The 22,870-nt window shown below is 70.4% G+C and carries 24 protein-coding genes; 10 read left to right on the top strand and 14 right to left on the bottom strand.

The window, feature by feature from the left end; translation table 11 throughout:
* Positions 1–34: 34 nt before the first annotated feature.
* From ACFY3D_RS16405 to rimP, 3 genes are read right to left on the bottom strand one after another with little or no spacing between them, the layout of a single operon-like run.
* Entirely contained in the window at positions 35–337 is a 303-nt protein-coding gene (locus ACFY3D_RS16405) for a YlxR family protein (protein WP_389980472.1), read from the bottom strand.
* Positions 321–1,328: a transcription termination factor NusA gene (gene nusA, locus ACFY3D_RS16400; protein ID WP_350944715.1), complete on the bottom strand. Its 1,008-nt coding sequence runs from the start codon at positions 1,326–1,328 to the stop codon at positions 321–323. The genes ACFY3D_RS16405 and nusA overlap by 17 nt, the downstream gene beginning before the upstream one ends.
* 12 nt (positions 1,329–1,340) lie before the next feature.
* Entirely contained in the window at positions 1,341–1,841 is a 501-nt protein-coding gene (rimP, locus tag ACFY3D_RS16395) for a ribosome maturation factor RimP (protein WP_389980195.1), read from the bottom strand.
* A 156-nt stretch (positions 1,842–1,997) separates the two neighbouring features.
* Between rimP and ACFY3D_RS16390 the strand changes: the two genes are divergently transcribed.
* From ACFY3D_RS16390 to ACFY3D_RS16375, 4 genes are all read left to right on the top strand, one after another.
* On the top strand, positions 1,998–2,519 hold the full coding sequence (locus ACFY3D_RS16390; protein ID WP_389980193.1) for a hypothetical protein: 522 nt from the start codon (positions 1,998–2,000) through the stop codon (positions 2,517–2,519).
* Entirely contained in the window at positions 2,516–2,998 is a 483-nt protein-coding gene (locus ACFY3D_RS16385; RefSeq protein ID WP_362898597.1) for a ferritin-like domain-containing protein, read from the top strand. Before ACFY3D_RS16390 ends, ACFY3D_RS16385 begins: the two co-directional genes overlap by 4 nt.
* Positions 2,999–3,069: 71 nt before the next feature.
* Positions 3,070–3,369: a DUF4236 domain-containing protein gene (locus ACFY3D_RS16380; protein ID WP_389980191.1), complete on the top strand. Its 300-nt coding sequence runs from the start codon at positions 3,070–3,072 to the stop codon at positions 3,367–3,369.
* Positions 3,369–3,662 carry a DUF4236 domain-containing protein gene (locus tag ACFY3D_RS16375; protein WP_389980189.1) on the top strand — a complete coding sequence of 98 codons (294 nt, stop codon included), beginning with the start codon at positions 3,369–3,371 and terminating at the stop codon, positions 3,660–3,662. Before ACFY3D_RS16380 ends, ACFY3D_RS16375 begins: the two co-directional genes overlap by 1 nt.
* 126 nt (positions 3,663–3,788) lie before the next feature.
* Here ACFY3D_RS16375 and ACFY3D_RS16370 read toward each other — a convergent pair whose 3' ends face one another.
* Together ACFY3D_RS16370 and ACFY3D_RS16365 are read right to left on the bottom strand one after the other, a co-directional pair.
* Positions 3,789–5,531, bottom strand: coding sequence for a proline--tRNA ligase (locus ACFY3D_RS16370; RefSeq protein WP_389980187.1), 1,743 nt, complete (start codon positions 5,529–5,531; stop codon positions 3,789–3,791).
* Between the two features lie 108 nt (positions 5,532–5,639).
* Positions 5,640–6,206 (bottom strand): hypothetical protein, encoded by a 567-nt coding sequence (locus tag ACFY3D_RS16365; protein ID WP_389980185.1) that lies wholly within the window; start codon positions 6,204–6,206, stop codon positions 5,640–5,642.
* 543 nt (positions 6,207–6,749) lie between these two features.
* Here ACFY3D_RS16365 and ACFY3D_RS16360 point away from each other — a divergent pair.
* Together ACFY3D_RS16360 and ACFY3D_RS16355 are read left to right on the top strand one after the other, a co-directional pair.
* On the top strand, positions 6,750–8,099 hold the full coding sequence (locus tag ACFY3D_RS16360; protein WP_389980184.1) for an FAD-dependent oxidoreductase: 1,350 nt from the start codon (positions 6,750–6,752) through the stop codon (positions 8,097–8,099).
* 157 nt (positions 8,100–8,256) lie between these two features.
* Positions 8,257–9,507, top strand: a complete 1,251-nt coding sequence (locus ACFY3D_RS16355) for a DUF6986 family protein (protein ID WP_389980182.1) — start codon at positions 8,257–8,259, stop codon at positions 9,505–9,507.
* 161 nt (positions 9,508–9,668) lie between these two features.
* Here the strand turns inward: ACFY3D_RS16355 and ACFY3D_RS16350 are convergent, their stop codons facing one another.
* The 3 genes from ACFY3D_RS16350 to ACFY3D_RS16340 all read right to left on the bottom strand — a co-directional run bounded on the left by ACFY3D_RS16350 (position 9,669) and on the right by ACFY3D_RS16340 (position 12,062).
* The gene (locus tag ACFY3D_RS16350; protein ID WP_350944725.1) at positions 9,669–10,343 is read right to left on the bottom strand and encodes a copper homeostasis protein CutC; all 675 of its coding nucleotides are present in this window, start codon (positions 10,341–10,343) and stop codon (positions 9,669–9,671) included.
* Between the two features lie 43 nt (positions 10,344–10,386).
* Positions 10,387–11,043, bottom strand: a complete 657-nt coding sequence (locus ACFY3D_RS16345; RefSeq protein WP_389980180.1) for a GNAT family N-acetyltransferase — start codon at positions 11,041–11,043, stop codon at positions 10,387–10,389.
* A gap of 272 nt (positions 11,044–11,315) precedes the next feature.
* The gene (locus ACFY3D_RS16340) at positions 11,316–12,062 is read right to left on the bottom strand and encodes a GntR family transcriptional regulator (RefSeq protein ID WP_362501119.1); all 747 of its coding nucleotides are present in this window, start codon (positions 12,060–12,062) and stop codon (positions 11,316–11,318) included.
* A gap of 136 nt (positions 12,063–12,198) precedes the next feature.
* Here ACFY3D_RS16340 and ACFY3D_RS16335 point away from each other — a divergent pair, with 136 nt between their 5' ends.
* From ACFY3D_RS16335 to ACFY3D_RS16325, 3 genes are all read left to right on the top strand, one after another.
* Positions 12,199–12,552, top strand: a complete 354-nt coding sequence (locus ACFY3D_RS16335; RefSeq protein ID WP_362898612.1) for a hypothetical protein — start codon at positions 12,199–12,201, stop codon at positions 12,550–12,552.
* A 272-nt stretch (positions 12,553–12,824) separates the two neighbouring features.
* Positions 12,825–13,475 (top strand): GntR family transcriptional regulator, encoded by a 651-nt coding sequence (locus ACFY3D_RS16330; RefSeq protein ID WP_389980178.1) that lies wholly within the window; start codon positions 12,825–12,827, stop codon positions 13,473–13,475.
* A 2-nt stretch (positions 13,476–13,477) separates the two neighbouring features.
* Positions 13,478–14,515 (top strand): 1-aminocyclopropane-1-carboxylate deaminase, encoded by a 1,038-nt coding sequence (locus tag ACFY3D_RS16325; protein WP_389980176.1) that lies wholly within the window; start codon positions 13,478–13,480, stop codon positions 14,513–14,515.
* A gap of 53 nt (positions 14,516–14,568) precedes the next feature.
* On the opposite strand, the gene ACFY3D_RS16320 is transcribed toward ACFY3D_RS16325, so the two are convergent.
* Positions 14,569–15,342 (bottom strand): SDR family oxidoreductase, encoded by a 774-nt coding sequence (locus ACFY3D_RS16320; protein ID WP_389980174.1) that lies wholly within the window; start codon positions 15,340–15,342, stop codon positions 14,569–14,571.
* A 213-nt stretch (positions 15,343–15,555) separates the two neighbouring features.
* On the opposite strand from ACFY3D_RS16320, the gene ACFY3D_RS16315 reads away from it, so the two are divergent.
* Positions 15,556–16,854: a DUF2252 domain-containing protein gene (locus ACFY3D_RS16315; RefSeq protein ID WP_389980172.1), complete on the top strand. Its 1,299-nt coding sequence runs from the start codon at positions 15,556–15,558 to the stop codon at positions 16,852–16,854.
* A 10-nt stretch (positions 16,855–16,864) separates the two neighbouring features.
* Here ACFY3D_RS16315 and ACFY3D_RS16310 read toward each other — a convergent pair whose 3' ends face one another.
* The 5 genes from ACFY3D_RS16310 to ACFY3D_RS16290 form a co-directional block, all read right to left on the bottom strand.
* Entirely contained in the window at positions 16,865–17,851 is a 987-nt protein-coding gene (locus ACFY3D_RS16310) for an ABC transporter ATP-binding protein (protein ID WP_389980171.1), read from the bottom strand.
* A gap of 109 nt (positions 17,852–17,960) precedes the next feature.
* Complete coding sequence (locus ACFY3D_RS16305) at positions 17,961–18,971, bottom strand: ABC transporter ATP-binding protein (protein ID WP_389980169.1); 1,011 nt, start codon at positions 18,969–18,971, stop codon at positions 17,961–17,963.
* Between the two features lie 13 nt (positions 18,972–18,984).
* A complete protein-coding gene (locus tag ACFY3D_RS16300; protein WP_389980167.1) occupies positions 18,985–19,902 on the bottom strand; it encodes an ABC transporter permease in 918 nt (305 codons plus the stop codon).
* Positions 19,903–19,976: 74 nt separating this feature from the next.
* The gene (locus ACFY3D_RS16295; protein WP_389980165.1) at positions 19,977–21,011 is read right to left on the bottom strand and encodes an ABC transporter permease; all 1,035 of its coding nucleotides are present in this window, start codon (positions 21,009–21,011) and stop codon (positions 19,977–19,979) included.
* Between the two features lie 6 nt (positions 21,012–21,017).
* Positions 21,018–22,691, bottom strand: a complete 1,674-nt coding sequence (locus ACFY3D_RS16290; RefSeq protein WP_389980163.1) for an ABC transporter substrate-binding protein — start codon at positions 22,689–22,691, stop codon at positions 21,018–21,020.
* Positions 22,692–22,870: the final 179 nt, after the last annotated feature.

Below are 22,870 nucleotides of genomic sequence, written 5' to 3'. Positions count from 1 at the left end.
AGTTCGGCGTCCTACATGACAGTCGGTAACCATTTCACCCGATCCTTTCAGCCTGTTGCTCTTCCAGGTGGCCGCGCAGTCGCGACAGGTCGAGCGATTCCGCGACGCGAAAAGCCCGCGAAAACGCTCGGCGACGCTCTGCGAGTTCGAGACAGCTCAAGGTGGGATGCAGTGAAGCACCACGCCCTTGGAGCCGTCTTCGCAGGTCAGGGACGATAACGCCCTCGACCACCACCAGGCGGAGCAGCTCGGAGGAAACCGTGCGAACCCGGCACCCCACACATGTTCTTCGTAGGGCAGCCTGGCCACCATATTCCAGCTTACCGTGTGGGCGCATCTGCGGCACCGGCCGCGTCCCCCGGCTGGGTGTCGGGACGGATGTCGATCCGCCAGCCGGTGAGGCGGGCGGCGAGCCGGGCGTTCTGCCCCTCCTTGCCGATGGCGAGGGAGAGCTGGTAGTCAGGCACGGTCACGCGCGCGGCGCGGCCGTCGAAGTCGATCACCTCTACGTGGGAAACGCGGGCCGGGGACAACGCATTCCCCACGAACTCCGCGGGATCCTCCGACCAGTCGATGATGTCGATCTTCTCGCCGTGCAACTCCGTCATCACGTTGCGTACCCGCGAGCCCATCGGGCCGATGCAGGCACCCTTGGCGTTCACCCCCGGGCGCCGGGACCGGACCGCGAGCTTGGTGCGGTGACCGGCCTCGCGGGCGACGGCGGCGATCTCGACCGTGCCGTCGGCGATCTCGGGCACCTCCAGCGCGAAGAGCTTCTTCACCAGGCCGGGGTGGGTGCGCGACAGGGTCACCGAGGGACCCTTGTGGCCCTTCTTGACCTGCACCACGTAGCAGCGGATGCGGTCGCCGTGGACGTATTCCTCGCCCGGGACCTGCTCGCTGTGCGGCAGCACCGCCTCGATCTTGCCCAGGTCGACCAGGACGACCCTCGGGTCCTTGCCCTGCTGGATGACCCCCGCCACGAGTTCGCCCTCACGGCTGGCGAACTCACCGAAGTTGATCTCGTCCTCGGCGTCGCGGAGCTGCTGCAGGATCACCTGCTTGGCCGTGGTCGCGGCGATGCGGCTGAAGTTGCCCGGGGTGTCGTCGAACTCCCTGAGCACCTCCCCGCTCTCGTCGTCGAGCTCGGCCGCGAAGATGGTCACGTGCCCTGACTTGCGGTCGAGCTCGGCGCGCGCCTTGGCCGCCGCGCCCTCACTCCGGAAATACGCGATCAGCAGCGCGTCCTCGATCGCCTTGACGACCAGGTCGAAGGAGATGTCCTTCTCCCTCTCCAGGCTGCGCAGGACGCTCATGTCGATGTCCACGAGGCTTCCCCCTTAGCCCTCGTCGCCGTCTTCGCCGTCGTCTTCGGCGTCGTCGAGCCGGCGGAATTCCACCTGTACCCGTCCTCGGGTCAGGTCCTCATAGTCGATGCGGCGCGGTGTGCCGTCGACGTCCAGCTCCACGCCGGTCTCGTCGGTGGCGACGATCCGGCCCTCCACGGCGGTGCCGTCCCGCAGGTCGGCCTTGACCAGCCTCTTCACCGCGCGGCGCCAGTGACGCGGCTCGGTGAGGGGGCGGTCGACTCCTGGAGAGGAGACCTCCAGCACGTACGGGGTGGTTCCCATCGCCTCGTCGGCGTCCAGTGTCTCGGAGACGACGTGGCTGATCTCCGCGACGTCGTCGAGGCTCACGCCGCCGTCACGGTCGACCACGACACGCAGCAGCCGCCGCTTGCCCGCGGGGGTGACCGTGACGTCCTCCAAGTCGAGCCCTCCGGCTCCGACGACAGGTTCCAGAAGCTTCATCAGGCGGTCGCGGGATGTGGCGCTGCCCATGCCGACCTCCCATTGTCACGATCTCAGCCGGGCGGACCTCGCCCATGCGATTAACCAGCCTATCCACACCAGGGCGTAGAAACAGCGCCACTCGGTGTGGCGGAGCCGCCCGAGAAGCGAGGTGAGTGCCATTATTCCAAGCCCGTACGATGCTAAGTGCGTCAGCTGCCCGACACAGAACCGGAGGTCGTCGTGCGTTCCGTCTCCCGGCGCGCCCTGCTGAGGGGCGGCGCTCTCGGGGTGGCAGCCGTGACGGCCGCGGGGTGCGCCACCGGTGAGCCGGTGCCGCCCGTGGCCGCGCCGCCCGACCCCGAGACGCTGCTCCTGCGCGAGCTGATCGCGGGCAAGGAGCGGACCGTGGCGCTGTACGCCTCGGCCGCCTCGCCCCGGCTGGAGCCCTTCAGGCAGCGGCACGAGGCCCATCTCGCCGAGCTCCGCCGCCGTCTCCCGCCCGCTCCGGCGTCCACGGCCGCGCCCCCCTCTGCTTCGCCCACGCCGTCCCCGTCGGGTGGCCCGGCTCGGAGCACGTCGGTGCGGGCCCTGCGCGACCTGGAACGCAAGGCCGCGGCGCTGCGCACCCGTCAGATCGAGGGGGTCTCACCCCCGCTCGCCCAGTTGCTCGCGTCCATCGGCGCCTGCGAGGCCGCGCACGCCCTCGCCCTGTCGAGGCCGCTGTGAGAGGCGCGCGGGGGTCCGCAGGGGCCGATCAAGGGCTCGGCGCGGCGCTGGCGGCCGAGCACGCCGCCGTGTACGCGTACGGGATCCTCGGGGCCAGGACCACGGGCAGGCTGCGGGCGGCGATGACGACGGCCTACAACGCCCATCGCGCCCGCCGCGACCAGCTCCGCACGATGATCACCACCGCGGGCGGCACACCCGCCGAGCCCAAAGCGGTCTACGAGCTTCCGATCACGCCCTCCGGCCCGGACCAGGCGGTGGAGCTGGCCGTGCTGGTCGAGCGCGGGGTGACCGGCGCCTATCTGGAGCTGGCCGCGACCACCGACACCACGCTGCGCAAGATGGCCGCGCTGGTCATGCAGGAGTGCGTCACCCGCTCCTACAGCCTGCGGCCCGAGATCGACGCCTTTCCCGGCATGCCGCCCAGGACCGCGCCGCCGAACCCGGAGCCCACTCCCACCCCGGCCACGTCCCAGTGACCTTTCCTTTCGCATTTCACGGGTGACCCCTTCCGGCACAACGGACTGGTCAACGTGGAAATCGATCTCCAATGAGGGTCGCCCGGGGCGCGAGTCGCGAATCAAACCCGATTTCGACCACGTTTGCACCGTGCCTGCCGGGTAGTTGGATCTCGCCGAATACGCCTAAGGAGGAAGTAATGGGCTGGGGATACCGGAAATCCATGAAGTTCGGTCCGTTCCGTCTTAACCTTTCGCGGAGTGGAGTGGGCCACAGCTGGGGAAACCGCGCCTTCAGGGTCACCAGAACGGCCGACGGGCGCCGCACGCTGAGCATCAATCTTCCCGGTGGCTTCCACTGGCGCAAGACCGTCAGCAGCAGCCGTCGCTGATGGGCATCACTCCGGAACCCTTCGCGGACGCCGCTCGTTCTCACGAGACGACACGGCGTTTCCGCGAGTCCGGGGAGAAGGCATTGGGCTGGGGATACAGAAAGTCAGTCGAAGTCGGTCCTTTCAGGATCGACCTGTCCCCGCGCGGGATCGGCCACAGTTTCGGCGGTCGCGGATTTCACGTCAGCAGAACTCCCGACGGCCGCACATACGTGACCGTCAACCTGCCCGGCGGGTTTCACGTGGGTAAGGCGATCGGCCCGAGCTCCCGGCGCCGACACCACCACTACTGACGCGCGGCCACACACTCGAAAAGAGCGGCCCGCCCCTTGGAAGGGGCGGGCCGCTCTCACGCGTTCGGGGATCACCCGCCGCGAAGCCGTGCCGCGTGTTCGGAAATCATCCCCGATGGGCCGTTCTCACCCCTGGCAGGCCGCCACGACGCGGTCGACGGCCTCGGCGAGCGGGATCTCCTCCTTGGCGCCGGTGGCGCGGTCGCGCAGCTCCGCGACCCCCTGGGTGAGACCTCGGCCGACGATCAGGATCGTCGGCATGCCGAGCAGCTCGGCGTCCTTGAACTTCACCCCCGGGGAGACGCCGGCCCGGTCGTCCACCAGGACGCGCAGCCCGCGGGCCTCCAGCTCTTCGGCGAGGCGGGTGGCGGCCTCTATCTGGCCGTCCTTGCCGGTGCCCACGACATGGACGTCGGCGGGGGCGATCTCACGGGGCCAGACCAGGCCGAGCTCGTCGTGCCTCTGCTCGGCCAGCACCGCCACGGCCCGGGAGACGCCGATGCCGTAGGAGCCCATGGTGACGCGAATGGGCTTGCCGTCGGGGCCGAGGGCGTCGAGCTTCGCGGCGTCGGCGTACTTGCGGCCGAGCTGGAAGATGTGGCCGATCTCGATGCCGCGGTCGATGGACAGGCCGGAGCCGCAGACCGGGCAGGCGTCGCCCGCGCGGACCTCCGCGGCCTCGATGGTGCCGTCGGCGGCGAAGTCACGGCCGGCGACGACGTCCACGGCGTGCTTGCCCGGCTCGTTCGCGCCGGTCACCCAGGCGGTGCCGTCGACCACGCGGGGGTCGACGAGGTAGCGGATGCCGAGATCCTTGAGGACCTGGGGGCCGATGTAGCCGCGGACCAGGCCGGGGTGCCTGGCGAAGTCCTCGGCCTCGAAGATCGCGGGCTCACCGGGGGCGAGGGAGGCCTCCAGCCGCTTGAAGTCGACCTCGCGGTCTCCGGGAACGCCGATGATCAGGGTCTCGGTCTTGCCGGTGCCGGGAACCGTCACCTTGACCACGATGTTCTTGAGCGTCTGGGCGGCGGTGATGCCGAGGCCGTAGTGCTCGTTGACGTGGCCGACCAGTGACTCGATGGTCGGGGTGTCGGGGGTGTCGAGCACCCGCGTCGCGGGCCGCTCACCGGTGACCGCGGCCGGCGCGGGGGTGACGACGGCCTCCGCGTTGGCCGCGTAGCCGCAGTTGTGGCAGGCGACGAAGGTGTCCTCACCGGTGGCCGCGGGAGCGAGGAACTCCTCGGAGGCCGACCCGCCCATCGCCCCCGAGGTGGCGAAGCAGATCTTGTAGGCGATGCCGAGGCGGTCGAAGGTCTTGATGTAGGTCTCGCGGTGGCGCTCGTAGGAGCGCTTGAGGCCGTCGTCGTCGAGGTCGAAGGAGTAGGAGTCCTTCATGACGAACTCGCGCCCGCGCAGGATGCCGGCCCGGGGACGGGCCTCGTCGCGGTATTTGGTCTGGATCTGGTAGAGGGTCACCGGATAGTCCTTGTAGGAGGAATACTCCCCCTTGACCATGTCGGTGAACATCTCCTCGTGGGTGGGCCCGAGGAGATAGTCGGCCCCCTTGCGGTCCTTGAGGCGGAAGAGCGTGTCGCCGTACTCGGTCCAGCGGCCGGTCGCCTCGTAGTATTCGCGGGGCAGCAGGGCGGGGAAGAGCACCTCCTGTCCGCCCATGCGGTCCATCTCCTCGCGCACGACGCGCGTGACGTTCTCCAGGACCGTCTTGCCGAGCGGCAGCCAGGAATAGACGCCGGGCGCGACGCGGCGGACGTAACCGGCGCGGACGAGCAGCTTGTGGCTCGGGACTTCCGCGTCTGCCGGGTCGTCCCTCAGCGTTCGAAGAAACAGCGACGACATGCGCAGCAGCACGGCTACTCCTAGCTAGCGAGGTTCGATGCCCTACAGGCTATCGAGTCTCGCAAGCCGATTGTCTGCGGTCGGCGGCTTCCGAACCCCCACAGAACCCCACTGCGCCCCTCAGAGCCCGGTGAGGAAAACGAAGTACGAGGCACCGAGGACGAGTGCGATCAGCGCGGAGCAGACATGGTCGCGTCCGCGCCCCAGCGAACCCAGCATCCCCACCGCGATCGCGACCACCGCCGCGACGCCCCACGGCCAGAAACCCGAGACGTACTCGGGCCCACCGGGCATCGTCTTGTCGATCCCGTCGAGCAGCGCCAGCCCGGCCGCGCCGCCGGCCGCGGTGGTCCCCCAGCGGTCGCGGCGTTTGGCGAGGTAGGAGAGGATGCCGATCGCGACGAGGTTCGTGATCATGAGGTTTATCGAGATGCCGTCGTCGCCGAGGCTCATGCTCCAGGCACTCGACTCGAAGATCGCGGCGACGAGCAGCGAGAGTATCGGCCCGAACGTGGCCAGCACGCTGGAGAGCACCGCCCAGCCGAAGCCGGTGGCGGTCCGCCCCACGACGACGACGAGGAGAAGGTAGGCGTACGGGTTGTAAAGCGCGTACAGCAGATCGGGCCCGTAGGCCGCCAGCGCTCCGACGCCCCCGAGCAACATTCCCACGAAGAGCGAGAGGAGCATGTGCCGAAGGATGGCGCGGTCCCGGCGGTCTCCTGCGGCGAAGTCAAGCGTGTAATTGCGTTCCACCAAAGCCACTGATCCCCCGATCACATTTGCTAGTGGCCACCGGCAGTCTATCTGACCTGCGACAACACCTTGAACAAATCAAATTCGCAAAGCAGGTGGGCGCTTGGTCACGCTGCCCGCTCCCGGCTTTCCTTGAGCGTTTGATTAATCTTTCACAGAACTCCGCCGAAGCTCCGCGACGCCGCCCGCGTCTTTCTCCGGCGGTATTCCGGCCTCCGGACACCCCGGACCGGTCCACCGTCGGGTGGGCGGGGTCCACTCGGGAGAACACGGGAACACGCCCCCGACGCTCCCCTGGAGGATCTTCCAACGACGGGAGGCGGAACCCGGCACCGGATGACATCTTGATCACCGCATCCGCCGTTCACCGAAGAAAGGCTCGATCATGTCGGCGCGTGAGTCTGGCAGTCGCCCCCCTCGGTGATACAGAATCGAGCAGGGCGTCGCGTTCATGACATCCAACGCCGAGGAGGCGATATGTCACTGCGAGTCGCGATCGTGGGGTCAGGACCCGCCGGGATCTACACCGCGGAGGCTCTGACGAAACAGGCCACCGTGCCTCTCAGGGTGGACGTGCTGGAAAGGCTGCCGACGCCGTACGGGCTGGTGCGGTACGGAGTGGCTCCCGATCACACCTCGATCAAGTCGATAGCCGGATACCTGCGCGGCGTGCTGGAGCTTCCCGAGGTGCGGTTCCTCGGGGGCGTCGAGCTGGGCAAGGATGTCGACGTCGCCGACCTGCTCGACTGCTACGACGCCGTGGTCTACTGCACCGGCGCGATGGTGGACCGGCGGATGGGCATTCCCGGCGAGGACCTGCCGGGCAGTGTGGCCGCCACCGACTTCGTCAACTGGTACTGCGGTCACCCCGACATGCCCGCCGACCGTTTCGTCCTCGACAGCCCCGAGGTCGCGGTGATCGGCGTGGGCAACGTGGCGGTCGACGTGGTGCGCGTCCTGGCCAAGACCGCGGAGGAGTTGCGCGCCACCGACGTGCCCGAGGAGGTGCTGACCCGGCTCGCCGCCAGCGAGGTGAAGACCGTCCACATGATCGGGCGCCGGGGGCCCGAGCACGCCAAGTTCACGTTGAAGGAGCTCAGGGAGCTGGGCGAGCTGGCCAACGCGGACGTGCGCGTACGGCCCGAGGAGTGCGTGGCGGACGTCACGGCGGCTTCCCGGCAGGTCCGGGGGAACGTCGAGGTGCTGCGGAGCTGGGCGACCCGCCCCGCGAAGGGCCTCCCCCGGCGGCTGGACGTGCGGTTCTGGATGCGCCCGGTGGAGATCCTCGGCGAAGGGCGGGTGGAGGCGCTCAGGCTGGAGCGCACCCGGCTGGAGGACGGCCGGGTGGTCGGCACCGGCGAGTTCGAGACCCTCCCGGTCGGCATGGTGCTGCGCTCGGTCGGCTACCAGAGCGTGCCACTGCCCGGTGTCCCCTTCTCGGAGACCACCATGACCGTGCCGAACGAGGCCGGCCGGGTCCGCGACCGCGAATACGTCGCGGGCTGGCTCAAGCGGGGTCCCACCGGTGTGATCGGCACCAACAAGTCCGACGCCGCGGAGACGGTCCGCACCCTCCTCGCCGACCTGGCCGACCTCGATCCTGTCCGCCGCGCGGACCCGGACGAGCTTCTCGCCTCCCGGGGCGTCTCGCCGATCACCTACGAGCACTGGCTCGCCATCGAGGCGGCCGAGGCGGCTCTGGCCAGGTCCCTCGACCGAGGAGAGCGGGTGAAGCTCCTCGGTCTCGCCGCCATGCTCACCGCCTGTGATCTGGAGCTACGGCCGGGAGGCGATCTGGAGGCCGGCCGAACCGGCCAGGCGGGCTGAACCGGCGACCGGCCGGGCAGCCCTTACCGACCGAACCGACCAAAAGCCGGGAATGGCCGGTGAACCGGGCGCTTTCGTACTCGCGCCCCGGTCGAACCGGCACGCCCGCCCCGAACCGGCCCCCGCGCGAACCAGCACGTCCAGGAGGAGCACCAGCATGCGCGTCACGCTCGCCGACCCGTCCGCCCTGATCTCGGGTTTCGAGCAGACCCACCGTGAGCAGTCCGCGCTGTACCCGTACCGACCGGCCGACTGGCAGCCCGTGCACACGGTCTACGTCCCCGCCGACCGGTTCGACGCCGGGACGACGCGGGAGTGGGGGGACGCGGCGCTGGAGCTGTTCCGGCGGCACCTGCCGGCGGGCGACCTCGCCGTGATCCTCGGCACGACCCCCGGCGTTGTTCTCGGTGCCCCCCTCGGCGTCCCCCTCGGTGCGCCCTTCGGCTCGGGCGAGGACGTCGCCGGAGCCGTGCACCGGATGGTGGCCGCCAAGCTCGCCGGGGAGCCCGTCGAGGACCTGCGGATCGACTTCGAGGACGGCTACGGGACGCGCCCCGGGGAGGAGGACGGCCACGCCTCCTCCGCCGCCAAGGCGATCGCGGCCATGCACGCGGCCGGGACGCTCCCCCGCCGCTGGGGGCTGCGGGTGAAGTCGTTCGCCGACGGCGACCCGGTCCGCGCCGTCAGGACCCTGGACGGTTTCCTCACCGGCGTGCTCGATCGGGCCGGGCACCTGCCCGAAGGTTTCGTGGTCACCTTCCCGAAGGTGCTGATGAGGGACTACCTGTACCAGTTCGCCGACTGCCTCGACGCGCTGGAGGACGGACTGGGTCTCGGCCGGGGCGCGCTGAGGTTCGAGATCCAGGTGGAGGCACCGCAGACGGTGCTGTTCCTCGACGCGGGCCTGGTGACCAGCCTGCGGGGCAGGCTGGCCGCGGCCCACTTCGGCGTCTTCGACTACACGGCGAGCTGCGCCCTTCCACCGCACGAGCAGCGGCTGGACCACCCCGCCTGCGACCACGCCAGGCACGTCATGCAGACCGTCTTCGCCGGGACCGGGGTGGAGCTGTCGGACGGCTCGCTGGCCGCCTCTCCCGCCTCGGACGGCGGGAGTGACGTGCGGGCCCTGTGGCGGCGCCACGCGGAGCTCGTCGGGCACTCCCTGAAGCACGGCTTCTACCAGGGCTGGGACATGCACCCGTCACACCTGGTCAGCCGGTACGCGGCGGTCTACGCCTTCCACCTGTCCCGGTACGGGGAGTACGCCCACCGGGTACGCGCCTGGGAGGAGCGGCGCGACGCCGGTGAGGGGGTGATGGACGAGCCCGCCACGGTCAAGACCATGGCCGCCGCTCTCCGCCGCGCCGACCTGGCGCTGGACGACGGCCTCGCGAAGCCACCGGCCTGACCCGGTCACCTCCAGGGTCCGGTCTCGGCCACGGGTGCCGGGCACGGGTTCCGCCGGGGGAGGCCCGATCCGGGTGGCACGGCGGGGATCCCACCGTCTCTCGCGGCCGATCATCGCGCCCCCACAGGGCCTCGTCGAGGCCCGACGAGGCCCTGTGGGGCTCAGTCGATCAGGGTGCGCCACTCGCGGACCCGGCGGGCGTCGACAGGGTCCGACCAGGACGCCCGCACGGCGCTGCCGACGTGGAAGGCCCGCACGCCGTACTCCATCAGCGCTCCGACGTGGCAGGGCCGCAACCCACCCCCGGCCATGATCAGCGGGCCGTCGCCGGCCTCGCACCGGGTCTTGAGCACCGGCAGCCCGTCCGCCACGCCACCGGGCGCACCTGAGGTGAGCACGGTGGCGAGGTTGGGCAGGAGACGGACGGCACGCCAGCTCGCCTGGATGTCGGCCGCGTGGTCCACCGCCCGGTGGAAGGTCCAGGGCAGCGGCGCGACCGCGTGGATGAGCGTCTCGGTGGCGGCCAGGTCGACCGCTCCCGCCTCGTCGAGGAAGCCGAACACGAACCCGGCCGCGCCCGCGTCGGCGAGGGCCCTGGCAGCGCGGCTCAGGGCCTTCAACGACTCGGGCGTGGCCAGGAACGACGCCTCTGCGCGCAACATCACCATCTGCGGAAGCGCGCACTTCCTGGAGATCGCCGCGACCGTCTCCACCGCCGGGGTGACCCCGTCGGAGGTCATGTCGGCGACGACCTCCAGGCGATCGGCGCCGCCCGCTTCCGCGGCGACGGCGTCACGCACATCGAGCGTGATCACCTCAAGTAAGGATCCGGTCATGGATGGAGGTTATCGGATGGTTTTGTCCTGGGATCGCCGTGGTTCAGACATGCTCGGGGACGAACGCTCCGCGCCGGTCCGAGAAGGGCAGCGCGAGGCCGGACGCGCGAGCGCGCAGGCCCCCCGGCCGCTGGAACAGGGCGCCGGAGGCGCGGTGCGGCAGGTCGACCGTGCGGAGATGCGCGAAACGCTGTCCCCGATAGTAGTCCTGCAACCTTGAGTTGTCCTTGGAGCAGTCAAGCCTGAGCCATCTTTTCCCCAAGGCCAGGGCTCGCAGGCCCGCCCAGTCGAGGAGCGCCTCTCCCAGGCCCGTACCGGCGTGGTCGCGCGCCACGGCCAGCTTGTGGACATAGAGCGCCGAGGAGGGATCGTCGTCCCGGCTCCAGAACTCGGGGTCGGCGTGGCCGTCCAGGGCGAGGGTGGCGACGGGGCCGCCCTCCCGGACGTGTCCGTCGTCGGCGTCCAGGTCCGGCCTCTCCTCCTCGGCCTGCCTTTCCAGCAGGTACAGGACCCCCTCGCCGATCAGCGGGGTGATGCGCCCGGCGGGGAAGCCGTCCGCGGGCCACTGCCGCACGCCGCGGCCGTTCAGCCATCCGGCGGTCTCGGCGAGGAGCGCGAGCACTCCGTCGAGGTCACCGTCCGTGGCCCTGCGCAGCGTGAACGGGCGCGTGGCGGTGGAACTGGCGGTGTTCGAGTGCATGGTTCATCCCTTCGTTGCGTTTGGTGCGTGAGATGACACGGAGCGTGACCATGTGATGGCGCACGGCAGCCATGTCGGGCTAGGCGGATGCCTAGGGGTCTGGGGTGAGCGGCGGGGCCGCGCCGGGGAGAGGAGGCGGGGAGAGGCCCAGCGGAACGAGAGGTGCGGGCGGGCGCGGAGAGCGGCGTCTAGCCACCCGGCGGGCGCGACCCTGTGTTCGCCCGCGGCGCGGGCGGAACGGCGGCCGGCCCGTCAGGGCGGTCACGGAGACGTCAACGGCTTTCCAGCTCGTACCGGATCAGGTGCTTGTCCGCGGGCAGGACGGAGACCGCCACGCGCACGGGGGTGTCGTCCTCGTCGTAGCCGACCCGGATGTAGACGACGACCGGCGTGCCGAGCTGGAGTTGGAGTCGTTCGCTCTCGGCGCTGTTGGGCATCCGCGCCCAGATGTCGTCCACCACCCGCACCTGACGGTGGCCGAGTTCCTCCAGGACCTTGTTCGCCCCGCGCTTGATGTCACCGGGGCGGGTGATCTCGGAGTCCGCGACCAGGGCGAGGGGGAAATAGGAGTCGTTGGTGTTGTACGGCTGGCCGTCCACGAAGCGCAGCCTGCGGCGGACCACGGCGAGCTCCTCGTCGGAGAGCTCCAGCCTGCTGGCGATCTCCTCGGCCGGCTGCACGATCGAGACCTCGATCTCCTGACTCGGCGCGCGCCCCTCGCGGGAGACGGCCCAGGCGAAGGCCTCCATGGTCTCCTCGCGCCGCGGCTGCAGCTCGCGCTGGGGATGCATGAGCAGCGGGCGGCGTTCCCTCACGACGGTGCCCCTGCGGGGGGTGCGGGTGACCAGGCCCTCGTTCACGAGCTCGCCGAGGGCGAGCCGTACGGTGTTGCGGCTCACCTGGTGCACGAGCATGAGTTCCGCCTCGGTCGGCAGCTGATCTCCCGGTCCGAGCGCACCGGAGTAGATGGTCCTCCGCAGGTCGGAGGCCACCTGTTGATACAGCGTTGACCGTGCCATTAAGTCCCCTTTGTGCCAACAAAACTAGACGATCTGGTTCTAGTGGGGAACAGCCCCTTGACCCAACCTCCCAAGACCCGCATCATCCAATCGTTGGTACAAATCCACCGAAAGGTCTACGAGGGGGTGGAAGCCGGTGCTGTCGGTCCGCACGAACACGCCGCACGCGCCCTGGCGTGAGCCCCGCGAGGCGACGCGTCTGCTGCGTTACGCGTTGCACCGTCAGGGATTCACCCACACCTACCAGAGCAACGGAAACGGCATGTCCGTGCTCTCGGTAATGACCGATCTAACCGTTTGGTGCAAAAACGGGTTGTTTGTCTGGAATGAGGACGGCATCGAGTCGTCCCACCCGGCCGACGACCCGGCGGGAGCGGCCCGTCTCATCTCACGGCACTACCGGCGGCCCACACCCGACGACGACCTCCCGGAGGAGGCGGCGGACCTTTCGGTCCACGCCTTCGCCGCCACAGGCTCCGAGCGCGACTAGCGGACCGAGGACCCCATCCCTCGCCGGGGTCCTCCGTCGCCGCGCCGGGGGCGGAACGCGTCCTGGCGGGTCCCCCACGCCCGCCAGGGCGCGCTTCCCATCACGGAAACGCGTCCTGACGGGACAGGGACCCGCCGGGACGTGATCGCTCGCCTCCCACCTCCCCGCGAGGCGCACCTCGCCATGCCCGGCCGGGAGGCATCCGGCGCGATGACGCACGTTGCCACCGCGGCCCGGTTGAAGATTCCCGTTTAATGTGTGCAATATATTGCATGCCCATTCCGAGGGACCTGCCCGCCATCGACCGGCGCCTCCTGCGTGACGACGTCTACCACCGTCTGCGCGACGCCATCGTCGACGGCAGCCTCGCGCCCGGCGAGCAGTTACGCGACGTCGAGCTGGCGACCTGGCTCGGGGTCAGCCGCACCCCTGTCCGCGAGGCGCTGCTGCGGCTCGCGGAGGCCGGGCTGGTCGTGGCCCAGCCAGGACGCTCCACGACGGTGAGCTCGCTGAACCTCCGCGACATCCGTGAGGCCCGCGACGTGGTGGCGGCGATGCACGAGCTCGCCGTCCGTGAGGCGGTGGGCGCTCTCACCGAAACCGACCTCGATGCGATGCGCGAGGCCAATGACCGGTTCCGCGCGGCGATCGAGCAGGGCGACGTCGAGGCGGCCCTGCGCGCCGACGACGAACTACACGGCATCCCCGTGCGGGTGGCCTCGAACCGGGCCCTGGCCTCGGTCCTCGACCAGTTCACGCCGGTGCTGCGCCGCGCCGAGCGGCTGCGCTTCTCGTCACTGGGCGGACGCGTCTCCCTCGCCCGGCACGACAACCTGATCCGGCTCTGCGCGGCCGGAGACACGGACCGGGCGGCAGCGGTCGCCTTCGACACCTGGCACACACTGCCCGCCACCGAGGAGTGAGCATGACCCTGTCCGATTTCCCCCGCCACCGGCTGACCTTCGGGCCGAGTCCCGTCCATCCGCTGCCGCGGCTCACCCGGCATCTCGGCGGGGCGTCCATCTGGGCGAAGCGCGAAGACTGCAACTCCGGGCTCGCGTACGGCGGCAACAAGACCCGCAAGCTCGAGTACATCGTCCCCGACGCGCTCGCCCAGGGTGCCGACACACTGGTGTCGATCGGCGGATACCAGTCCAACCACACCCGCCAGGTCGCCGCCGTCGCCGCGTCGCTGGGGTTGAAGGCGGTGCTGGTGCAGGAGAACTGGGTCGACTGGCCCGACTCCGTCAACGACCGGGTCGGCAACATCATGCTGAGCCGGATCATGGGCGCCGAGGTCAGGCTCGACCCGGCCGGCTTCGGCATCGGCTTCAAGGACTCGTGGAACCGGGCGATCGAGGACGTGAAGGCGCGCGGCGGCACGCCGTACCCGATCCCGGCGGGCGCCTCCGACCACCGGCTCGGCGGGCTCGGGTTCGCGAACTGGGCGTACGAGGTGGCGGAGCAGGAACGCGAGCTGGGCGTCTTCTTCGACACCGTCGTGGTCTGCGCGGTCACCGGCTCGACCCAGGCCGGCATGATCGCCGGGTTCGCCGCCCTGGAGGAGGCCGGCGGCCGGCCGCGCCGGGTGATCGGGATCGACGCGAGCGCGAAGCTCGAGGAGACCCGCGACCAGGTGGCCCGGATCGCGAGGGCCACCGCCGAGCTCATCGGCGTCGGCCGTCCCCTGAGAGAGGACGAGATCACCATCCTCGACGGGTGGGCGGGCGACCTGTACGGGATCCCCGTCCGGTCGACCCTGGACGCGATCCGGCTCACCGGTGAGCTGGAGGGCGTGATCATCGACCCGGTCTACGAGGGCAAGTCGATGGCTGGCCTGATCGACCTCGTCACCGGCGGGGAGATCCCCCGTGACTCCACCGTCCTGTACGCCCACCTGGGCGGCCAGCCGGCGCTGAACGCCTACAGCGCCCTGTTCACCCACACGGGTCCGGTCACCTGACCCCGCTCACGGCTCGCGCTCGGACCTCTCCTCGACGTCGTGGACCGCGCGGCTCAGCCGAGGCCGCCGTTGGCCTGGAGGTTCTGGCCGGTGAGCCAGCGGCCGTCGGGTCCCACCAGAAAGGCCACGACGTCCGCGATGTCCGAGGGGGTGCCGAGGCGGGAGAGCGGGGTGAGTGCGGCCATCTCGGTGAGGACCTTCTCCGGGTTGGTACCGCGCAGCAGGTCGGTGTCCGTCGCGCCCGGGGAGACCGTGTTGACGGTGATGCCCCGCCCGCCGAGCTCGCGGGCCGCGACGGCGGTCAGCTGTTCGAGCGCGCCCTTGCTCGCCGCGTAGGGGGCGATACCGGCCGCGGGGCGGACGGTGTTGAGAGTGGAGATGTTGACGATGCGGCCGCCGTCGCGCATGTGCCTCGCGGCGTACCGGATGGTGAGGAAGGCGGCCTTGGCGTTGACCGCCATGGCGCGGTCGTACAGTTCCTCGCTGGTCTCCGCGATGGAGACCGGGGTGAAGCTCAGCGCGGCGTTGTTCACCAGGATGTCGAGGCCGCCGAGGACCTGCCCGGCGGTCTCCATCAGCCACTCCGCGGCGCCGCGCCTGGCGAGGTCCACCTGGACGGCGCGGGCGCTGCCGCCCGCCTCCTTGACGGTCTCCTCCACCTCGCTCGCGGACACGGCGGCGTTCGCGTAGCCGAAGACGACGTCCGCCCCGTCGCGGGCGAGGCGCTCCACGATCGCCCGGCCGATGCCCCTGGACCCCCCGGTGACCACCGCCGTCCTGCCTTCGAGCACCGCCATGCCGACCTCCGCCTCTACCGCCAACTCCACGACCGCGCCTTCGCGTCCGCTCCCCGTCCGCTCCCCTCGGCTTCCCGCGAATCTATGATCAACCGGCGTGCCTGTCGATGCCTCTCCGCCTTTCGGACAGCCGTGCCGGAGCCCGCGCGCCGGATGGGAGCGGGAGCGGTTCCTTGGCGCGTTCCAGATCCGTAATACTCCGGCCCTGGCGGAATTTCGGTCCCGCGACCTAATCTGCCCACCATGACCACCGATGGGCGCTCGGCGCGCATTCTCGACGTCCTCATCACCGAGTTCGGTGACTCCATGAAGCGCGACCCCGCCGCCTTCCGGCGCAAGTTCCGGAAGATGGCCGCCTCGCCCTTCGCCTTCTACCGGGGCAGCGCCTGCCTGTTCTACGCGGACATGACCGGCGAGTTCGCCGACGACACCTTCCTCGACGACCAGACGCGACGCGTCTGGATCCACGGCGACCTGCACGCCGAGAACTTCGGCACCTACATGAACGCCTCGGGCGTCCTGGTGTTCAACGTCAACGACTTCGACGAGGCCTACGTCGGCCCGTACATCTGGGACCTGCGGCGGTTCGCGGCCAGCGTCGCGCTCATCGGGTACGCCAAGGCGCTGTCGGACGACGTCATCGGCGAGCTGGTGACCGGGTTCGCCCACTCCTACCTCTCCGAGCTGCACGGCATCTCGGAGGGCGGGGACGACGCGATCGGCTCGCTCACCCTGGAGACCACCACCGGCGTGCTGCACCGCGTGCTGCAGCACGCCCGGCTGAACACCCGGGTGGCGCTGCTGGAGCTGGAGACCACCATCGAGAACTTCGACCGCAGGTTCGCCGTCATGGACGGCCGCTACCCGGTGGACCAGGAGACTCGCGAGGCGGTGGAGGTGGCCTTCCGCGACTATCTGACGACCCTTCCCGCGGTCTCCGAGATCGAACACACGATCAAGGACTTCGCGCTGCGCACCGGCGTCGGGATCGGCTCGGCCGGGCTGCCCTCGTACAACATGCTTCTTGAGGGCCACACCCAGGCCCTGGAGAACGACGTCATCCTCTACATGAAGCAGGCCCAGGTGCCGGCCGTCGCGCGGTACATCACCGACGAGAAGGTGCACGGCTACTTCAAACACCAGGGCCACCGCACCGCCGAGTCGCAGCGGGCACTGCAGGCGTACGCCGATCCGTGGCTCGGCTACACCACGCTGAACGGCGTCGGCCAGATGGTCGCCGAGGTCTCCCCCTACTCCGCCGACCTGGACTGGGGCGACGTCAACGAGCCGGACGAGCTGTCCTCGGTCATCCGCGACCTGGGCCGGGCCGTGGCCAGGATGCACTCGGTGGCCGACGACGAGTCCAGTCACGACCTGGTCGACTTCTCCACCGAGGACGCGATCGTGGCCGTGATCGACGGCGACACCGAAGGCTTCACCCGTGGCCTCGTCGAGTTCGCCCACACCTACGGGGCGCGGGCGAGGGCCGACCACGGTCTCTTCGTCGACCTGTTCAGGAACGGCCGCCTCCCCGGTCTGTGACCTCTCCCGGTCACCGTCTCCCGTTTTCGACCTCCGCCCCTCGGCGGGCCTCGGCGTGGTGGCAGGCGACCTGGGCCTCGGCCGAGGAGGGCAGGACGGGCAGCGGCCGTGACGCGCACAACCCGTCGACCCCCGCCTCGGCCGCCGCGCCCGAGGCGAGGACCTGGCAACGCGGATGGAAGCGGCAGCCCGGCGGGACGCGGGTCGGGTCCGGCGGCTCGCCGCCCAGCACCACGGGTGACGGCGACTCCGGCAGGACCGAGAGCAATGCCTGGGTGTACGGGTGCGACGGCGCGGTGAGGATCGTTTCCACGGGTCCGGCCTCGACGATCCTGCCGAGATACATCACCGCGACACGATCGGCGATGTTCCAGGCGAGCCCGAGATCGTGGGTGACGACCAGCGCCGCCAGGCCGAACTCGTCGCGGAGGCGGAGCAGCAGGGCGAGGATCTCGCCGCGTACCGACGCGTCCAGCGAGGCCACCGGCTCGTCGGCGACCAGCACCCTGGGCTCCAGCGCGAGGGCTCCCGCGATGACGACGCGCTGGCGCTGGCCGCCGGACAGCTCGTGCGGGTAGCGGCCGAAGAACCGTTCGGGGGGGCGCAGCCCGGCGCGCGACAGCGCGGAGGCGACCCGGTCCGCCTCCGCGGGCAGCCGGTGGATGCGCGGTCCCTCGGCCACCGCCTCGTAGACGGTGTGCCGGGGGTTGAGCGATCCCGTGGGGTCCTGGAGCACGAGTTGCACCTCGCGCCGGTGGGCCCGCAGCGCGCGTGAGGAGTAGGCCAGCGGTGCCCCGCCGTACCGGACCGCCCCCGAGGCGGGCCGCTCCAGGCCGAGCAGGGTGCGAGCCAGCGTCGTCTTGCCGCAACCGGACTCGCCGACCAGCGCGACGATCTCCCCCTCGCCCACGGCGAGGTTCACCCCGTCCACCGCGCGGGCGCGGCGCCCGCGCGAGACGAACTCCACGCGCAGGTCCCGCGCTTCGAGCAGGGTCATCGGACCTCCTCGGGGACGCCGTGGACACACGCGTCGCGCGGGATCATCGGGCCTCCTCGGGAACACAGGACGCGGACGACGAACTCCGCGCTCCGCGTTTCCGGCGGGGTCATCGGGCCTCCTCGGGGACGTGGACGCACGCGGCGGTGTGCGGCACCTCGGCGCCACCCGGCCCGGTACGGCCCACGACCCTGAGTTCGACCGGCTCCGACGCGCACGAGACGAGCGAGACCGGGCAGCGGGGATGGAAGGAGCAGCCCGCGGGCAGGTGAGCCGGGTCGGGCGGGTCACCGCCCAGTCCTCTCGGCGCCATCCTGGAGGCCGGGTCGCCGACGGTGGGGAACGCCTCGGCCAGCGCGTGGCCGTAGGGGTGCCTCGCGTCCAGGAAGACCTCGCGCGAGGGACCGGACTCGACCACGCGGCCCGCGTACATCACCGCCAGCCGGTCGCACGTCGCGGCGAGGACCGAGAGGTCGTGAGAGATCATGATGAGGCCGATCCCGTGTTCGGCGATGAGCGAGCGGATGAGCGAGAGCACCTGCGCCTGGATCATCACGTCCAGCGCGGTGGTCGGCTCGTCGGCGATGATCAGGCGCGGGGAGCAGGCGAGCGCCATGGCGATCATCACGCGCTGGCGCTGCCCGCCGGACAGCTCGTGCGGGTAGCCGCCTGCCCGCCAGGCGGGCAGGCCGACCTGCTCCAGCAGCTCCGCCGTCCTGCGCCGCGCCGCCGCGCCGGTCGCCATGCCGTGCACCCGCAGCGGCTCGGCGATCTGGTCGCCGATCCTGCGCACCGGGTTCAGGGCGTGCTGTGCCCCCTGGAAGACCAGGGAGGCCGACGCCCACCGGACCGCGCGCAGCCGCCCCCAGCTCATCGTGAGCACGTCCTCGCCGTCCAGCAGGATCTCCCCAGACACCAGCGCGTTCTTCGGCAACAGCCGCAGCAGCGACATGGCGAGCGTCGACTTGCCCGACCCCGACTCCCCCGCCACGCCGAGGGCCTCGCCCTCCGCCAGTCCGAGTGAGACCCCGCGCACCGCGGGGACGTCTCCGGTCGCGCTCCGGTAGGTCACCGCCACGTCGCGCAGTTCGAGCAGGCTCACGAGACCTCCGGAGACCATCGGTCGAGTACGGTCACGAGACCCCCCGAAGACGTGGGTTGAGTACGGTCTCCAGAGCGCGCCCGCAGAGGGTGAACGCCAGGACGACCAGGATGATGCACAGCCCCGGCGGCAGCACGTACCACCAGGCGCCCGAGGTGGCCGCGCCCCAGTCGTAGGAGGCGCGCAGCATGCCGCCCCACGACACCTGGCCGGAGTCGGCGCCGAGGAAGGCGAGGGTGGACTCGGTGACGATCGCGCCGGCGACCGTGAGGGTGGTGTTCGCCAGGACCAGCGGGGCGACGTTCGGCAGCACGTGCCGGGTCATCACGTGCCAGTGCCCGGCGCCCAGCGCCCTGGACCTCTCGATGTAGGGCCTCGCCTCGACCGCGAGCGTCTGCGCCCGGATCAGCCTCGCCGTGGAGGCCCACGAGGTCACCCCGATCGCCAGGATGATCGTGGAGGTGCCGCCGCCGAGTACTGCCGCGAGCACCAGGGCGAGGACCAGGGCGGGCAGCACCAGGAACCAGTCGGTGACGCGCATCAGCACGGCGGAGACCCAGCCTCGGAAGTGCCCGGAGGCGATGCCGAAGACCGTACCGATCACCATGCTGAGCAGCGCGGACATGAACCCGATGAGCAGCGAGACCCGCGCGCCCCACAGGAGCATGAGCAGGACCGAGCGGCCGGACTCGTCGGTGCCGAGCGGGAAGCCGGCGCTCGGCGGAGCCATCTTGGCGCCCGTCGCCCTGGTCACGTCCAGGCCGGACGGGTCGGTGACCAGCGGCGTGACGAGGGCCGCCAGGACGGCGATCAGCAGGATCGCCGCGCCGTACAACCCGGCCCTGTCGCGGCCGTACGCGCGGCGGAACCGCGCGAACGCGGCGCGGCGGCGCGTCCTGGCGATCGTGCGCGGAGTCGCGGAGTCGTCATCGGCGGTCGGCGACGTCATGGCGGCTCCATCGGCGGTTACCGGTGAGGCCGCCTCGCCTGCCCGCCTGCCTCTCGTGTCCTCTTTTTTCGTGCTCACGCCGACCTCACCCTCGGGTCCAGGACGTGGTAGACCACGTCGGCCAGCGTGTTCATGACGATCACCGCGACGCAGACGAGCATGAAGGTCCCCTGCATGACCGCGTAGTCGGGTCCCCTGATCGCCTCGACGAACAGCAGGCCGAGGCCGGGCCAGGAGTAGACGAACTCCACCGAGACCGCGCCGCCGACCACGAAGCCGATCTGCATGAACACCAGGGTCACCGTCGGCAGCAGCGCGTTCGGCACCGCGTGGCGCCGCCGCACGTCGTCGTCGCGCAACCCCTTGGCGCGGGCGGTGGTCACGTAGTCCTGGCCGATCTCGTCCAGCAGCGAGGAGCGCATGACCAGCAGGTACTGCGCGTAGACGACGGCGACCAGGGTGAGGCACGGCAGCACCAGGTGGTGGGCGACGTGCAGGAGGTAGAGCGGCCCGTCGGGCGCGTCGACGTCCCGCATGCCCCGGGTGGGGAACAGGCCGGGTATCGGGCCTGCCCCCGCGGCGAGGACCATGAGCAGCAGCAGCCCCAGCCAGAAGGTCGGCACCGACCACAGGGTGAGCGCGGTTCCCGTGGAGAGGCGGTCGAACCGCCCTCCGTGCCGCCAGGCGGCCCTCGTGCCCTGCCACATGCCCAGGCCGACCGCGACGGCGAGCCCGGTGCCCACCAGCAGCAGTGTGGGCCCCACCCGCTCGCCGATGAGTTCGGCGACCGGCCTGCGGTACTCGTACGAGGTGCCGAGATCCAGCCGCAGGGTTCGCAGCACGAAGTCCAGGAACTGCTCGCCCAGCGGCCGGTCCAGGCCCATCTGCCGTCTGAGCAGGGCGAGCTGGTCGGGGGTGACGGGCACGTCGCGGGTGTAGGCGATGGTCGGGTCGCCGGGGATCAGGCGGAACAGGAAGAACGTCGCGACGATCACCAGCCCGATGCCGAGCAGCGCCCCGCCGAGCTTGCCCAGCGCGTAGCGGACCACGGCCCGGCGGGCACCGCCCTCCTCGGTGCCGTCCCTCGTCTCCCGCGGTGTTGTGAGCATCGGCTGCTACTCGCGGTCGTCGACGGAGGCGCGGCGGCGCCGCAGGAGGAAAGCTCCGGCGCCGAGAGCCAGTACAACGGCCGCCGCGACGGCCACCACGGTGCCGGTTCCCGAACCGCTCCCGGCCGGGGCGGCGACGCGCTCCACCGCACGCAGCGAGTAGACCGGCCAGTAGCTGCTCCCGCCGTACAGGATGCCCCTGTCCTCGGGGATCGGGGTGATGGCGGCGATCCGGTCCTTGCGGTAGCCCTCCAGGTTGTTGGGATAGTAGAGCGCGACGACGGGGGCCTCGGTGTAGAGCCGCTCCTGCATCCGCTTGATCAGCTCGACCCTGGCGGCCCGATCGAGTTCGGCCAGCTGGGCCTGGTAGAGCCGCTCGTACTCCTTGTCACAGAAGAACGACTCGGTGCCGCCGCCCTGGCCGCTCGCGGTGGGCCTGCGGCTGCACAGGTGGGTGGCGAGGATCTCCTCCGGGTCCGGGTTGACCGACCAGCCGCTGATCGCGATGTCGTAGAGGGCCGTGCTGCCCGTCTCCTCGGTGAACTTGTTGGAGTCGAGCTTGCGGGTGGTGACCTGAATGCCGATGTCCTTCAGCCAGCCGGTGAGGAACTGGGCGATCTTGTCCTCGACGGGTTCGTCGGTGTGGATGCTGAAGCGCATCTCCAGCCTGCGTCCGCCGTCGGGCATGGTGCGGATGCCGTCCGCGCCCTTGGTGTAGCCGGCTTCGTCGAGGATGCGGTTGGCCTCCGCCAGGTCGAAGGCGACGGCCGCCTCGCCCTCGGCCTTCCAGAAGAACTCCTGGTACATCGGCGGGACGATCGAACCGTCCGCCGGTACGGCGAGACCGTTCTGCGCCTGCTCGACGAGGGTCTTCTTGTCGATCGCGTGGTGGATGGCCCGGCGCACCCTGACGTCCTTCAGCGCGGGGTGCCCGTCGCCGATCGGCTCGCCGTCGGCCGTCGCGGCGCCCGGGTTGAACTGCAGGTAGGCGGCCCGGCGACCCTGGGTGTTCCACTGCGTGATGTTCGCGTCGTTCGCGAGAGCCTGGAACTGCGGGCCCTGCAGGCGGCCGATCCAGTCGATGTCGCCCTTCTTCAGACCGGCGATCGCCGCCTCGGGATTCTCGTAGAAGACGACGTGCAGCTCGTCGATGCCGGGGGCGCCGCGCCAGTACGACGGGTTGGCCTTGAGCCTCACATAGGCGTTCTTCCTGTGCTCGACGGTGATGTAGGGGCCGCTGCCGACGGCGGGGTAGGTCTCGTTCTCGTAGGTGCCGATGTCGGGGACGCTCTCCCAGACGTGCTTGGGCATGATCGGGATCGGCAGCTCCAGCATCGATGCCTGAGGCTTTTTGGTGGTGATGACCAAGGTCCGGTCGTCGGACGCGGTCACGGTGTCGAAGTTCTCCACGGCGGGGCCGTTGGCCGTCTTGGCCCCGTCATCCGTCATGATCTTGTTGAAGGTCCACGCGGCGTCCTGGGCGGTGACGGGCCTGCCGTCCGACCAGGTGGCTCCGGCACGCATGGTGAAGGTCCAGGTCAGCTTGTCCGGTGAGGTCTCCCACGACTCGGCGAGGTCCGGGCTGGGCTTCAGGGTCTTGGAGTCGGGCACCGTGAGGAAGCCGTACATCCAGCGGTGAATCGACGTGGAGACCACCCGGACCGCCAGGAACGGGTTCATCGAGTCCACGCTCTGCGTCGCGCCCAGCCGGACGATCCTCTTCTGCCGCTGTGGCTGCGACTGCGACTGCGACGCCCCCGCGGCGGAGAGCGTGAGGGGCTGGGGAGAGGGAGGGCGTTCAGGAAGTGGGGGGAAGTGCCTTGGAGACGACGGGAGGTGTTCCGAGGGTTCCGAGGGTT

It is taken from the genome of Streptosporangium sp. NPDC000509 (assembly GCF_042898365.1).
Lineage (GTDB): Bacteria > Actinomycetota > Actinomycetes > Streptosporangiales > Streptosporangiaceae > Streptosporangium.
Note: the sequence above shows the minus strand (reverse complement) of the source record. Positions and strands in the feature narration are given on the sequence as shown.

Bases quoted from the DNA above. Each gene is read 5' to 3' on its own strand.
- ACFY3D_RS16405 (WP_389980472.1), bottom strand. From the start codon at position 337: ATGCGCCCACACGGTAAGCTGGAATATGGTGGCCAGGCTGCCCTACGA.
- rimP (WP_389980195.1), bottom strand. From the start codon at position 1,841: ATGGGCAGCGCCACATCCCGCGACCGCCTGATGAAGCTTCTGGAACCT.
- ACFY3D_RS16380 (WP_389980191.1), top strand. From the start codon at position 3,070: ATGAGGGTCGCCCGGGGCGCGAGTCGCGAATCAAACCCGATTTCGACC.
- ACFY3D_RS16375 (WP_389980189.1), top strand. From the start codon at position 3,369: ATGGGCATCACTCCGGAACCCTTCGCGGACGCCGCTCGTTCTCACGAG.
- ACFY3D_RS16365 (WP_389980185.1), bottom strand. From the start codon at position 6,206: ATGCTCCTCTCGCTCTTCGTGGGAATGTTGCTCGGGGGCGTCGGAGCG.
- ACFY3D_RS16360 (WP_389980184.1), top strand. From the start codon at position 6,750: ATGTCACTGCGAGTCGCGATCGTGGGGTCAGGACCCGCCGGGATCTAC.
- ACFY3D_RS16355 (WP_389980182.1), top strand. From the start codon at position 8,257: ATGCGCGTCACGCTCGCCGACCCGTCCGCCCTGATCTCGGGTTTCGAG.
- ACFY3D_RS16350 (WP_350944725.1), bottom strand. From the start codon at position 10,343: ATGACCGGATCCTTACTTGAGGTGATCACGCTCGATGTGCGTGACGCC.
- ACFY3D_RS16345 (WP_389980180.1), bottom strand. From the start codon at position 11,043: ATGCACTCGAACACCGCCAGTTCCACCGCCACGCGCCCGTTCACGCTG.
- ACFY3D_RS16340 (WP_362501119.1), bottom strand. From the start codon at position 12,062: ATGGCACGGTCAACGCTGTATCAACAGGTGGCCTCCGACCTGCGGAGG.
- ACFY3D_RS16330 (WP_389980178.1), top strand. From the start codon at position 12,825: ATGCCCATTCCGAGGGACCTGCCCGCCATCGACCGGCGCCTCCTGCGT.
- ACFY3D_RS16325 (WP_389980176.1), top strand. From the start codon at position 13,478: ATGACCCTGTCCGATTTCCCCCGCCACCGGCTGACCTTCGGGCCGAGT.
- ACFY3D_RS16315 (WP_389980172.1), top strand. From the start codon at position 15,556: ATGACCACCGATGGGCGCTCGGCGCGCATTCTCGACGTCCTCATCACC.
- ACFY3D_RS16310 (WP_389980171.1), bottom strand. From the start codon at position 17,851: ATGACCCTGCTCGAAGCGCGGGACCTGCGCGTGGAGTTCGTCTCGCGC.
- ACFY3D_RS16305 (WP_389980169.1), bottom strand. From the start codon at position 18,971: ATGGTCTCCGGAGGTCTCGTGAGCCTGCTCGAACTGCGCGACGTGGCG.
- ACFY3D_RS16300 (WP_389980167.1), bottom strand. From the start codon at position 19,902: ATGACGTCGCCGACCGCCGATGACGACTCCGCGACTCCGCGCACGATC.
- ACFY3D_RS16295 (WP_389980165.1), bottom strand. From the start codon at position 21,011: ATGCTCACAACACCGCGGGAGACGAGGGACGGCACCGAGGAGGGCGGT.
- ACFY3D_RS16290 (WP_389980163.1), bottom strand. From the start codon at position 22,691: ATGAACCCGTTCCTGGCGGTCCGGGTGGTCTCCACGTCGATTCACCGC.